The 13,836-nt window shown below is 44.0% G+C and carries 9 protein-coding genes; 5 read left to right on the plus strand and 4 right to left on the minus strand.

Going from position 1 to position 13,836, the window contains the following annotated elements; genetic code table 11:
- Positions 1-4: 4 nt before the first annotated feature.
- The 3 genes from H6571_04460 to H6571_04470 form a co-directional block, all read right to left on the minus strand.
- The gene (locus tag H6571_04460) at positions 5-694 is read right to left on the minus strand and encodes a hypothetical protein (GenBank protein ID MCB9322975.1); all 690 of its coding nucleotides are present in this window, start codon (positions 692-694) and stop codon (positions 5-7) included.
- The gene (locus H6571_04465; protein ID MCB9322976.1) at positions 681-1,616 is read right to left on the minus strand and encodes a sterol desaturase family protein; all 936 of its coding nucleotides are present in this window, start codon (positions 1,614-1,616) and stop codon (positions 681-683) included. The genes H6571_04460 and H6571_04465 overlap by 14 nt, the downstream gene beginning before the upstream one ends.
- A gap of 258 nt (positions 1,617-1,874) precedes the next feature.
- Entirely contained in the window at positions 1,875-3,002 is a 1,128-nt protein-coding gene (locus H6571_04470) for a hypothetical protein (GenBank protein ID MCB9322977.1), read from the minus strand.
- Positions 3,003-3,204: 202 nt separating this feature from the next.
- Between H6571_04470 and H6571_04475 the strand changes: the two genes are divergently transcribed.
- The 5 genes from H6571_04475 to H6571_04495 all read left to right on the plus strand — a co-directional run bounded on the left by H6571_04475 (position 3,205) and on the right by H6571_04495 (position 12,339).
- Complete coding sequence (locus H6571_04475; GenBank protein ID MCB9322978.1) at positions 3,205-4,359, plus strand: tetratricopeptide repeat protein; 1,155 nt, start codon at positions 3,205-3,207, stop codon at positions 4,357-4,359.
- 176 nt (positions 4,360-4,535) lie between these two features.
- Complete coding sequence (locus H6571_04480; protein ID MCB9322979.1) at positions 4,536-4,835, plus strand: hypothetical protein; 300 nt, start codon at positions 4,536-4,538, stop codon at positions 4,833-4,835.
- A gap of 258 nt (positions 4,836-5,093) precedes the next feature.
- Positions 5,094-8,399: a glycosyl hydrolase gene (locus H6571_04485; protein MCB9322980.1), complete on the plus strand. Its 3,306-nt coding sequence runs from the start codon at positions 5,094-5,096 to the stop codon at positions 8,397-8,399.
- Positions 8,400-8,493: 94 nt separating this feature from the next.
- Positions 8,494-9,819 carry a DEAD/DEAH box helicase gene (locus H6571_04490; GenBank protein ID MCB9322981.1) on the plus strand — a complete coding sequence of 442 codons (1,326 nt, stop codon included), beginning with the start codon at positions 8,494-8,496 and terminating at the stop codon, positions 9,817-9,819.
- Positions 9,820-10,251: 432 nt separating this feature from the next.
- The gene (locus H6571_04495; protein ID MCB9322982.1) at positions 10,252-12,339 is read left to right on the plus strand and encodes a helix-hairpin-helix domain-containing protein; all 2,088 of its coding nucleotides are present in this window, start codon (positions 10,252-10,254) and stop codon (positions 12,337-12,339) included.
- A gap of 211 nt (positions 12,340-12,550) precedes the next feature.
- Here the strand turns inward: H6571_04495 and H6571_04500 are convergent, their stop codons facing one another.
- Complete coding sequence (locus H6571_04500; GenBank protein ID MCB9322983.1) at positions 12,551-13,831, minus strand: HlyD family efflux transporter periplasmic adaptor subunit; 1,281 nt, start codon at positions 13,829-13,831, stop codon at positions 12,551-12,553.
- Between the last annotated feature and the right edge of the window lie 5 nt (positions 13,832-13,836).

Here is a 13,836-nt window from a genome sequence, read left to right on the forward strand (position 1 = left end):
ATTATTATTTCCCGGATTGGGCATTATTATCTTTTATATGCAGTTGCAAAACAGCAAAATACATGTATATGACATAACAAGTCATCAGTACATGGGTCAAGGAGTGGTGGTTGAACCACTTGCTGATGGTGATTTGAGTGTTGTAAACATAGGCGATCAGTCCCGCAAATAATATTCCGGAAATGACATACCACGATTTGTTGTTTTTCCAGTTAACAAGAGCGTAAAGGTAAAGTGGCAGAATGACGCCCAGGTAACTAAAGGTCGCATTCAGCTGAACCACTCTGAAACTTCGAGTGGACGGAAAAATCAAAAGCAGATAAAACGCGACCAACTGAACTAAAGTGATGATTTTCAGCATATCATAGACCCGGGGAGGCAATTCTTTTTTAAAATATTCGAAGGAAGCCCGCTCAAAACAGTACAGTCCTATAGCACTTAAACTCCAACCCACCATTTTCCATTGCGGACTGATATAGTGTAAAAAAGCATGACCGATGGTGCCGGCACACACGGTAGCCAAACCGGTGAACAGAAAATACAGGGTAAAAAGCTGCATACTCCTTTCCGGTGATCTGTTTCTCCACAGGAGATAAGCCACGATAAGTCCTGTAACCCCGGTAATAAAATCCGTAAGGGAGCCTACCGGTTCCAGGATTACAAAACCATTGATTTCCATTTCATTGAGTTTCATAGGCATTGTTTTTGTAGCGCTTTTGCAAATTTTTGGAGGTCTCACGGGAGCCGTCTACAGACCAGCCGGGAGGACCGAATACATACATGAATGCTTCGTGTGGATTGCTAGCGTTTTTTACATCATTCCAGATATCCTTGAATTCGTGGGTGAGGATGACAAAGGGATTAAAGGAATCAGGCGGATGAAGTACCCCGTATTCTACTTTATCGGTGGATGGATCATATTCGTAAAACGTACCAAATAGCTTGTCAAAAATGCACAAAATACCTCCGTGATTCATATCCAGATGAGGAATATGCCTGGAATGATGAACCTGGTGTTGGGAGTGGGTAACCAAAAACTTCTCCAAAAATCCCAGTTTTGGAACATACTGTGTATGCAATTGGAACTGGTAAATGGTTTCGATCCCCAGACAAATGAGGAGCATTTCATAAGGGAACCCAATGGCCAGTATCCAGAGGTAAAAAATTGGCTTGTATATTAACACAAACCACCCAATCCGGATCCCCGTTCCATAATTGAAATGATCAGAGGAATGGTGGGGAAGGTGCATTGCCCAGAGGATTCGAATGGTATGGCTAAGCCGGTGATACCAGTAAAATGAAAAATCGTCCAAAAATTGGCAGGCCAACCAGACATACCAGGCATAACCAAAGGATTGATATCCGAAAATATTCATCCTGACCCCATCTACCAGTGGGTTGAAAAATTGATAAACATAGAAAAACAATATACTGATCACCATCACCTTTAAAAGAGAACCCAAAACAAGAGTGCCTGCCCCGATAAATAGGCTGGCTCCGAAATCCCTGGCCTCATAAAGTTTTTTATCTCCAAATAACCGGCTAAGACTTGCTTCCAGTACTATAAATCCAATAAATACTGGAGCGGCATAAATTATTGGGTTTGAAATATCCATATTATGGGGTGTAATTATTTTGTCTTTATGGGGTTTGATTTTTTACTCATTGTCTGTTTAATCTGTTCCCTAAACTTTCATGTTCGATGGCAACAAATGAATAACAATGTGACAAAATTAGAATAAAAAAAATTCCTCATTAGGAGAATCCCAAAATTATTATGGATAAAAAGTACACATTATCCGATGATCAGGCGATAACACTACCTGAATAGGAGATTTTTGCATTTTCTTATCATCGTAATTGGCATACAAGTTTTACATGCCCAACAATTTTTTCTCAAAAATCCGGTACCGCTTATATATATTCCCCCCCAACCTTTCATAAATCGCCCGCATCTTGGTATTTTCCTCCATGACCACGTGACTATCCATAATGTCGAGGTTGCCTTTGCGGGCGGCTTCAAGCTGGGAAACGGCCATGAGGGCATCAAGGCCTGAATTCTGGTATTTTGTTTTGACGCATCCGAGCAGAAGATCGAGCTGTCTGGCTGTTTTGAGAGACCGGAGGATGTGGATAAATCCGAAAGGAAACAACCTGCCATTGGCCTTTTTAAACCCTTTGCTGATATTGGGCATGGCCACCATAAAGGCAGACAATTGGCCTTCTTTGTCTTTTACGAGTTGTATGTATTTAGGGTTCAGCAGTGGAAGGAAACGCTCAGAAAATTCCTTCGACTCGATTTCCGTCAACGGGGCAAAACCGTAGATATCGGTGTATGTTTCATTGATGAGGTCAAAAACCGGCTGGATATAGGGCCGCATCTCTTTTGATTTTTCGAGAGCAACCAGGTCGAAACCGCGATTTTGAACTCTTTCAGCCACTCTTTTATAAACTTCAGGAATAATTTCCGGGGTTTCAATCCTGTACTGGACCAGGTCTAATTTCTTTCCATAGCCATTCCGTTCCGTATGGTCTATCATATAAGGTAAACTACAATTCGTCACCATTACCGTCATGGGATCCTCAAAACCTTCTATGAGAAATCCTTGTGGATCCTTATCGGAAAAACCAAGCGGGCCAACCAGCTTTTCCATACCTTTTTCCTTTGCCCAATTTTCAACAGCCTGGATCAGGGCATCAAAGACTTCTGCATCGTCATAACATTCTACAAAACAAAAACGACCGGCTTTTTCGCCATGAGATTTATTGTAAAGCGGATTTATTATGCCCATGATGCGCCCCACCACCTGCCCTGCCCTTTCGGCCAGTAACAAAACCGTTTCGCAGGTGTCAAAGGAATGGTTTTGGGTTTTATCAAAAACCTTCCATTCATCAGAGATTAAGGGGGGAAGCCATTCTTTGTGATCTTTATGAATGCTAAAAGGGAGATGAATAAACCGTTTGAGGTCTTTTTTACTTTTTACGCTGGTAACTGTTATCATAAGTCCTAAATTTTTATTCATCCCAATCTTCCCTAAAAGTATAAATAATACCCTAAAATACTCCAACTTTTTCGTGGTTTCTAAACCAGGAACAAAAATGTATTTTCGGGAAGGGCTATAAACCATATTTACCCCTCAATATTTTGTTTATCGTGGATAATTAATTTACCTTGGAACCCCGCTAAATATAAATTTGTATCAAATGCAAAAAAGACAAAACATCCTGATTCTGGGATTTTTAATGCTTTCGTCTGCCGGATTTTCGCAGCCCCCTGCAAAAGAAACGTTGGATTCAGATGAAAAAACCACCCTGGTGACCATTTCAGAAACTAAAATGTACGCCGGCACCACATCTCCTAAAGCTCAAAATTTCTTTTCACAGGCACAGGAATACGACAGGAAAAACGACCTGGAAAATGCAAAAAAATATTACCTAAAAGCCATTGAAGAGGATGAATCATACATTGAAGCATATGATAATATCGGGTTGGTTTATAGAAGATTAGGCGATTTTGATAAAGCAGAATCCTACTACCTGCAATCGATAAAAATGTACCCGGAAGGCCTCATGGCTCACCAAAACCTGGCGGTGGTTTACTCCCTGAAACAAGAATACCCAAAGGCGATAAAATCCTATGACAATATCATTGCCATCAATCCGGAGGATCCTGAAGGCTATTTCGGAAAGGCCAACACTTATTTGCAGATGGGTGAATTTGAAAAAGCCCTTAAAAACGGGAAAAAAGCACTGGATATTTACCAGTTGACCAATTCCCCTCACCTGGCTGACGGTTATTACCTGGTTGGCCTTATTTATTATTATAAAAACGAAAAAGACCAGGCCATAACATTCCTACAGGAAGCCAAAAATCTTGGGGCTCAATTACATCCTCAAATTGACCAGGAACTATTCCCAGCCCCCAAGGCCCAAGAAAAAGATTTCACCCTGGAAAGCCCGGAGGATTATGCCAAATATGAAGAAGATATGATCAAACTGATCAATTGGCTTGAAAACACCCCACTCACCGAAGCCCCCGAACAACGCAAAGCCGTCAATGCTTTTGTGATTCAATGGATTACAGGTACACCTACCTTTTCCATCGAAATTAAACAGGAGATCATTCCCTATATGGATTGCGCAGAGTGCCTGATGATATTTATGGGCGGCTGGACCAAATACGCCCTGGAAAGTAAAGATTACGAAAATAAATTCCAGGGAAATTTAGCCGGTACCGAAAGTGTCATTTCCTTTTACCAATCCAATAAAAAGGCGATCGGAAAAAATAAAGAGATCGAAAAACTGGCCAAACTTAAGGAAAAGGGGCAGTTGGAGGCTTTCATTCGTTCGAACATGTAAATGTTTCAAAATCTTAATACCTTGTAACGAAAGATTAATTATATTTTTTGAATAAGGAAATTTTACAGATTGCTCCTGGAAATTTAATTTTTAAAAAGCCATCCATCACCCTGTGCTTTAGCCGCAAGAAGGCAGGCGCAGCAGACTAGTCTTTTTTTCAAATGGTTTATCGGAATTTGAAATACCCTGGAATCTTGAGGGAAAAAAGAATTGAGGCAAAAGTAGATATCCTGTTAATAAATCATTCCGAGGATGATTACGAGGTGATTATTAAAAATGAATCCGGATTTTTATTTGAACAAACCATAAAGTCTTCTATTGAAAAAACAAGAGAAATCTGGTTAAAAAAGAATGAGAAAATTTTCGTGGAATTCTGTATTTGTTTCAAATTAATTGAGAACAATAACACGATCAGTGAACTTGATTGTGATTGCCCCATTATTGAAGAACAATTTGCACCAATTATAAAGTATTGATTGATGTTACGCAAATAAACAAAACTGGGTTTCCATTTTCCTGCTTGCATATTTTCGGCCTCTCCTGGATAGTATCAAGGGGCGTTGTTTTTGGCAATTGAAATAACTTCGTTTGAGGGCACATATCATGATTTTTATTTTTAATTAATGATTCTCTCTAAAAGGATAATGACTTGTTTCAAAATAATTCATTGATCTGAGTTTAAATTCCTGCCAGGATTTTTTTAGATTTACTACCCTAACAAAATCTACCAACCTATGACTCGATTTATGTCCTTCCTCCTGCTCGTCGCCCTTTTTATTTACCCTGATTTTATCTACGCACAAGGGAAAGGGAAAAAAGGCAAAGATGAAAAAGCCTCCACTGAAAAAAAGGATACTTTTTCGCTGAAAAAGATTCCCCACCCCGGGTTATCTTTCCGAAGCATCGGCCCTGCTGTCACCAGCGGAAGGGTCATCGATATTGATGTCAATCCGTTGGATCATAGCGAATATTACGTGGCCTCCGCCCATGGCTCTTTGTGGAAGACCACCAATGCAGGCGTTACCTTCTCTCCTGTTTTCGACCATCAATCCTCCTTCGCCATGGGCGCCGTAACGATCGACCCTAACAATCCTAATGTGGTTTGGGTAGGAACAGGAGAAAACAACGCCCATTCAAATGTCATTCCGGGAGACGGCATCTATAAAAGCGAGGATGGCGGTAAGTCATGGGTGAACAAGGGGTTAAAAGAATCTCAGCACATTGGCGGGATCATTGTGCATCCGGATAATTCCAACATTGTATGGGTCGCCGCCTACGGCCCTCACCGAACCTCCGGAGGGGAAAGGGGTGTTTACAAAACGACCGACGGGGGCGAGACCTGGGAACATGTACTCAACATCAGCGATTATACGGGTTGCTGGGAAATCCATATGGATCCGCGTAATCCTGACGTGCTGTACACGGTTGCTCATCAGCGGCAGCGTTACCTTTATACCACCATTTCCGGGGGCGATGAAAGTGCTATTTACAAAACCACTGATGGAGGAAAAACCTGGAAAAGGCTAAAAGGCGGTTTACCTCAGGAGAACGTAGGTCGTATCGGCATGGCCATCTCTCCTGCTGCACCCGATGTATTGTATGCCGTGGTTCACGCCAAGGAAGGCAGCGGACTTTATAAAAGCACGGACCAGGGCGCCAGCTGGAGCAAACAGAGTAGTTATAATACCTCCTATCCCTTTTACATGCAAAAACTCTTTTGCGATACCAAAGACGTTAATAAACTTTACGCCATGGACGTTTTCAACCAGGTGAGCACTGACGGAGGGAAGTCGTGGTCAAATCTTGGCGAAGACAAAAAACACGTGGACAACCATACCCTCTGGATCGATCCTCAGGATAACAGGCACATGTTGTCCGGATGTGACGGAGGCGTTTATGAAACCTTCGACACCGGCAAAAACTGGGATTTTAAAGCCAACCTGCCCCTGGCCGAAGTCTATAAGGTGACAGCCGATCATGCCAAACCTTTTTACAACGTTTACATCGGCACCCAGGACAACAACAGCCTAGGCGGCCCCTCCAGGACCATCAACTCAGGAGGGATCACCAATGCCGACTGGTACTTCACCCTCGGTGGCGACGGATTCGAAACGCAGGTGGACTGGGCTGATCCCAATATTGTGTATTCCCAGGCTCAATTTGGCGCCCTTGCTCGTTATGACAAAAAAAGCGGAGAAAGACTTTACATCAAGGCCTATGAAGTGGGCGACACTTCCTATCGTTTCGACTGGGATGCCGCCTTATTAATCTCCAGCCATGACCATAAGCGCCTTTATCACGGTGGCAATAAATTGCTTAGATCAGATGACCAGGGCAGCACCTGGAAGGAAATCAGCCCGGACCTTACCCGGGGCATTCCCAAAGAAATGCACAAACTGATGGGACGAAGCTGGAGCATCGACGAATTAGCCTCCAAACGGTCCATGGCAAGTATTGTCACCATCGCTGAATCTCCTTTGGATGAAAACTTCCTGTTTGTCGGCTCGGCAGACGGGTTGATCCATTACACGCATGACGGTGGAAAAACCTGGAACAAAGGCCGGGCAGCAGGACTTCCCGAGCAGGCCAGGATTCACCATATCGTCGCCTCCAATCACAATAAAATGGTGGCTTATGCCGCCTGCAACAACTTTTTCGCCGGGGATTTCAAACCTTTTTTATACAAAACGACCGATGGAGGTGCCAGCTGGATAAACATCAGCGCCAATCTGCCTGAACGCGGAAGTACTTTTACCGTTGGTGAAGATCATATCAATCCCGACCTTTTGTTCGTTGGAACCATGTTTGGCGTTTATGTTTCCACGACAAAGGAGCCTTATTGGGTCCAACTGGATTCAGGGATTCCCACGGAAACGGTGATGGATCTCGATATTCAAAGAGATGAAGATGATCTGGTGGTGTCCACCTACGGGAGAGGCGTTTATATTCTGGACGATTATTCCCCTTTGCGTGAGGTAAATCCTGAACTCGCCGAAAAAGAAGCGGCCATTTTTCCAATCCAGGACGGGCTGATGTTTATACAGGCCGATCCGTTTGGATTCCCCGGAGTTGGGTTCCAGGGAGGCAGTTATTTTGCCACGCCCAACCCGGAAGTGGGGGTCGTTATCAATTATTATATCAAAGACAAACCAAAAACACGGAAGGAACAGCGCCAGGAAATGGAGCAGGAAAATCGCAAAGCAGGAAAAGACATAAAATATCCTGATTACGAAACCCTGAAAAAGGAAAATGATGAGCCTGAAACCTTCCTTTTGTTTACCATAACCGATGAGGAAGGGCATCTCGTGCGAAAAATAAAACAGCCCATTGCCAAAGGCATTCAGCGGGTGGTTTGGGATTTCAGGTATAGTCCGGTGGTCCCGGTTTCTTTAACGCCTTTTGATAACTCCGTTCCCTGGAACAGCCCTGACCTCGGATACATGGTTACCCCGGGGACCTACCAGGTTTCCCTTTCCCGATATGAAGATGGCAAAATGACTGAACTGGTAAAACCACGGTCTTTTAAATGTAAACCTTTGAACATTACAAGCCTTCCTGCTGAAGACCAGCAATCACTTGAACAGTTTAATAAAAAAGTGGCTTCTTTGTCCAGGGCCGTTTCAGCTGCCGATGCCCACATGGGACAAATAAAGGGTCAATTGCCTTACCTGGAACAGGCCATCATGAACGTTCCGGCCATGCAGGAATCCTGGTACACGAATTATTACGCCATCAAAGACGGGCTAAAGGAGCTGAACCAAAAGCTGAATGGCGATCCTTTGCTATCCAGATATGAAGGGGCGGACCGTACCTCTTTAAAAAATAAAATTGATCTGATCACTTCTGCTTTATGGAGTACTACTTCCGGACAAACGGCCACTTTTGAAAGAGCTTATACAGAAGCTTCCGGGGGCTTTGAACAAATTTTGTCCTCCTTAAAGGAAATAAACGATAGAATTTCAACCCTGGAAAAATCATTGGAAGATGCCGGGGCACCTTACACTCCGGGAAGGTTTCCTGTCTGGAAAAAGGTAGATTAGTGGAAGTCATCAGCGGGAAAAGGGCCGCTAAAAAAGAGAGTATAGGTGTCCTAAGCAAAATTTTCCGTAAAATTGCACCTAAATTTGAGGAGATATGACTTTTGAAGAACTGAATTTGAATAAAGCCCTTTGGAATGCGCTGAGTGACCTGGAGTATGAAAATCCTACGCCGATTCAAAGAGAAGCCTTTTCCGTGATCATGTCGGGAAAGGATATAGTGGGTGTTGCCCAAACAGGAACGGGTAAAACTTTTGCCTATTTATTGCCCTTATTGCGGCTGCATAACTTTTCCAATGAAAGGGATCCACGCATTCTAATCCTCGTGCCTACGCGGGAACTGGTATTGCAACAGGTGGAAGAAGTGGAAAAACTGACCACTTATATGAATTTACGGGTGGCCGGAGTTTATGGCGGCACCAATATCAATACCCAGAAACAAGTGGTCATGAATGGCCTGGATATTTTAATTGCCACCCCGGGCCGGCTCCGCGACCTAGCCCTGAGCGGGGCACTGAAACTGCGTTCTGTCCGCAAACTCGTCATCGATGAGGTGGACGAAATGCTGAACCTGGGATTCAGACCCCAGCTGGAACGCATTTTTGAATTACTTCCCCAAAAAAGGCAAAACATCATGTTTTCGGCTACCCTTACTGAAGAAATTGAAAAACTGATTACTGATTATTTTGAAGCCCCGGAAAAGATAGAGATCGTTCCCCACGGAACGCCCTTGGAAAAAATCATACAGCGGGGTTATCATGTACCCAATTTTTTCACCAAAGTGAACCTGTTAAGGCTTTTGCTGGAGCGGGATGAGACGATGAACAAAGTGCTCATCTTCACAGGAAGCAAAAGGCAGGCCGACCGGCTCGAGGAACAATTGTCGGAACAGTTTCCCGAACAAATTGGCGTCATCCATTCCAATAAATCACAGAATTTCAGGATCAACTCCCTCAACAGTTTTCATGAAGGAAAATACCGGATTCTTATCGCCACCGACATCATGGCGCGCGGACTGGATATTTCCGATGTTTCTCATGTATTGAATTTTGACATGCCCGAAGTGGCGGTCGATTACATCCATAGAATCGGAAGAACCGGGCGTGCAGACCGCGACGGTATGGCCATCAGTTTTATTTCCGATAGAGAACAGGAATATCAAGTAGAAATTGAAGCCCTCATGGACAGGACGATCACTCTTGAAAGCCTGCCGGAAGATCTCGTTATCTCCGATGAACTCCTCCCGGAAGAAAAAATTCCCATCGGAGGAGATAAGCATTACCTCAAGGCGCCTTCCCTGAAAAATTCAAAAGGAGCATTCCACGATAAAAAAGCAAAAAACCTGAAAGTAAACCGGGCCCAGGAGAAACGCCGGGCGAGACTGAAAGAGAAAAAGAAAAGCAAGAGAAAGAAGAAAAAATAGTCGAAGAAAGAAGGTGGACGAGGGAATATATTTTGAAATTTATTTAAATCCGCGGAGTACCGTGTAACAAAAATAATGGCTTTAAATAAAATTTCGATTGCCAGGTGCTTTAGCGCTATTTTCGATTGCCCAGTGCTTTAGCGCTATTTTCGATTGCCCAGTGCTTTAGCGCTGGGTAAAATATCATCAAGAACCCCAGGCCTTTAGGCCTTACCAATAAACGATCATGAGAAAGGGCTGAAAGCCCTGTAGTTTTTTTTTATTTCCTTTAGCCTGCCTTCCTGCGGCGTCAGGCAGGCTAAAGCACAGGGTGATGGATGGCTTTTTAAAAATTAAATTTCCTTAATTAAAAAATATAATTAATCTTTCGTTACACGGCGCTGAGTCCAAAAACGAGCTACCTGGTTAAGCAAAAAAAATGAACATAATTGAATGAAAAGGTATTGGTTTATCTTACTCTTTTTCCCGATGGGACTTATCGCTCAAATTGATACGCTTCCGCCTGAAACGCCTTCGGAACTGCAACAAATTATTGAAGACTATCTGGCGGAAACGGAAGAGGAAGATTTTGACTTCAACACCATCCTTGAAGAACTTGAAGTATATCTCAGGTCGCCACTAAACCTGAATACGGCCGATGAATATACCCTTCAGGAAATGATTTTGCTCACCAACATTCAGGTGGATGAACTCATTCGTTACCGCACCGAGATCGGCCCCTTACTTTCCATTTATGAATTACAGGCCATTCCGGGTTTTGACCTTCCTTCTATACGACGATTATTGCCCTTTGTGACCGTGGGGGGAGATACCTATGACTACAATTTGTCGCTCAAACAGATGGTCTCCACGGGAAAAAACGAACTGTACTTCCGATGGTTTCGGATACTGGAACAACAAAAAGGATACAGCCCGCTTGAGGAGGGCGAAACCGCCAGCCGTTATCTCGGCGATCCCAATCAGTTGTATATGCGTTTTAAACATTCCTATGGCAATAGGCTGAGTTATGGCTTTACGGCCGAAAAAGACCGGGGGGAAGAATTTTTTTCGGGTGCCAATAAAAAAGGTTTCGATTATTACACGGCCCATTTTTATCTCCGCGATTACAATCAACGCATCAAAGCTCTGGCCCTGGGGGATTATAGTATCAGCCTTGGACAAGGATTGATCCTGTATTCCGGATTCAGCTCCGGTAAAAGCACCCAGGTCACCAACATCAGGAAGGGAGGCAGAGTGATCCGTCCCTACACCTCCGTTAATGAAGCTCTTTTCATGAGGGGTGCCGCTGCCACCATAGGGATTACCAAAAACATCGACCTCACGGCTTTTGCTTCGATTCGCAACAGGGATGCCAGTTTTGTCGATCAGGTGGACACCTTTCTCGTTGACCCAACCCTGGCCGTCATTGCCTCACTAGGCACCACAGGTCTTCATCGCACCGCTACTGAGATTGAAAACAAAAATATCACCCGACAATATGCTACGGGCGCCAGTGCAAGATATCGAAAAGGCAACCGCCATGTGGCCTTAAATGTGTTGTACAACAGATTCAGTAATCCCGTTGAAAAAGATTATAAACCGTACAATCAATTTGATTTCCGGGGAAAGCAACTGCTCAATGCCAGCCTGGATTATGGTTTCCTGATCCGTAACCTCAGTTTTTTCGGGGAAACGGCGATCAGTGACAACGGAACCCCGGCCACTTTAAACGGCGTATTAATCGGCCTCACCCCCAAGGTGGATTTTGCTGTTTTACACCGTTATTACCCCCGGGATTACCAGGTTTTGGAAGCCAATCCTTTTGGAGAAACAAGAGGAGGAAAAAACGAAACCGGTTTGTATCTCGGTATGGAGGTTCGTCCTCATAAAAACTGGAAAATTTCCGGATATTTTGACCGATGGTATCATCCGTGGCTGCGTTTTTTAGCCAATGCGCCCTCCCGCGGACATGAATACCGGGCCAGGATTACCTGGTGGGCAAAACGTAAATTCGAAGTTTACGTAGAAGTGAAAGATGAAACCAAAGAAAAGAATTTTACCCTGGAAGAAACCAAAACCAAAATCGTACCTGAAACCCGGACTTTTCAAACCCGGCTGCATTTCAGTTATAACATCAACAAAGCCCTCACCATCCGAAGCCGCTTGGACATGGGATTTTATGACAATCAGCAGGAGCCTAAAAGTACCGGGGTAGTACTCTACCAGGATGTTATTTACAAATCACTGGAATTTCCAATATCTTTTTCGGCACGATTCGTATTGATGGATACTGACGGATTTGATGCCAGGTATTATTCCTACGAAAATAACCTGCTCTACACCTTTTCCATCCCTCCTTATTACCACCGCGGATCGAGGTATTACTTAAACGTTCGATACCGTGGTATTCGCAACCTTACCCTTGAAGCGAGATTGGAACGCACCTTCTGGTCGGATCAAACTTCCATTGGCGGCGGGCTGGAAGAAATTAATGGCCAAACCCGAACCGCCTTGAGTGCCCAGGTAAAGTATGAGTTTTGAGCATGTCGGAAGTCCGTTGCCGGTGCAGCACCCCTTGTATTTGACGATGAAGATTGAAGGAGATCCTCGTTTACGCAGTGCGGCCTGTCGTCAGAGAATTTTGCTTCAATCAACCTGGAACAATTTGAACCATTGGAACAATTTGAACTATTTTGAGACAATCTGAAACACCAAACATTAAACAAGGAAAAACTATCCCCATTCGACAATATCACATGACCGTTTTTCTAAAATTTTCAAAAATCCATTCGATGAATCGTTTCTTTTCGGTGATGATTTCTGCGGTTCCCGTCATTTCGGGGCTGGGTTCGATGGTCCTGTTCGTAGTAGTAACCAGGCCGTTAGGAAAGGAAATTTCTGCGGGGACGCTGTTATTGTGAGGCACCTTGCCCTTGTAGATGACCTCCCCGATGACGGCTCCAAAAGCTTCAAACGGGTAACTTTTAAACTTCACCACCACTCTTTGCCCTGTTTTCACCTTTCCTGACCCGTCGAGCCCGAGTTTCACCCTGCCGATAATGCCATCTTCCTTGATGGGCAAAACTACGGCCAGTTCTGTTTCATTTGGAATATATTGATCCTTGCCCAGGGTTTGATTGGTAATCAAAACGACTCCGTCCATGGGAGAGACGATCAGGAATTCCTTTCGCCAGTCCTCAATGCCTCGTTGTAGTTTAAGGAAAGTTTCCTTCAATTCTGATGAGGCTGTGCTGCTATTGATTTCGGAGCCGGTTTGGTAAGTACTTATTTCTTTCCTTAAAATGCTGATTTCGAATTCCTTACTTTTAATATTGGATTCAGCACTTTGAATAAGACGGTCCAGGGAAAGTAATTCTTCCTGTAATTGACGGACTCTTGCCACGGTGCTTAGTTTTTCCTGCAGTAGGTTTTGCTCCCGGATGTAACGTTCATTGACGAGATTATGCTCTTTGGTGAGGTTTTCCTTTCTTCTTTTCTCGAATTCAATACTGCTTTCAGCCTTGGAGATTTGTTTTCGCAACTGACTGATACTCAAATCCTCTAACCTGGACCTTCCCGAATGGTTCAACGCCTCTTGTTTTTCAACAAAAGCATAAAATAAATCCTGGACTTCGCCAAGCAATAGGTCTTTTGGCGGTTTAAAAGCCAGTAACGAAGAATCTTCGGTGTTTTTAACGCTGAGCATCTGGTCTTCGAGGCTGAGTACATCTTCAAACTGCGCTTTGCTCTTTAAGACCATCAGCACCTGGCTGGCTTTGACGGTATCTTCGTTTTTAATCAAAACTTCATCAATGAACCCGGATTTTTCGGTAACGAGTTTCCTCGGCGGTTCTTTAGAGGATACGACGATATCCGTCCGCACCACATCGGGATACCTGTAGAAATAACTCCCCCACCCCAACATCAACAGGGCCAGCAAACCAAGTATTGTCCCCCAGCGAACCAGCCAGCCGGGAGGAGTCCCCAGGATTTCCTGCACCTCATCACTCCGTATTTCTATATCTGAAGCCATTGATA

The organism is Lewinellaceae bacterium (assembly GCA_020636105.1).
Classification (GTDB): domain Bacteria; phylum Bacteroidota; class Bacteroidia; order Chitinophagales; family Saprospiraceae; genus BCD1.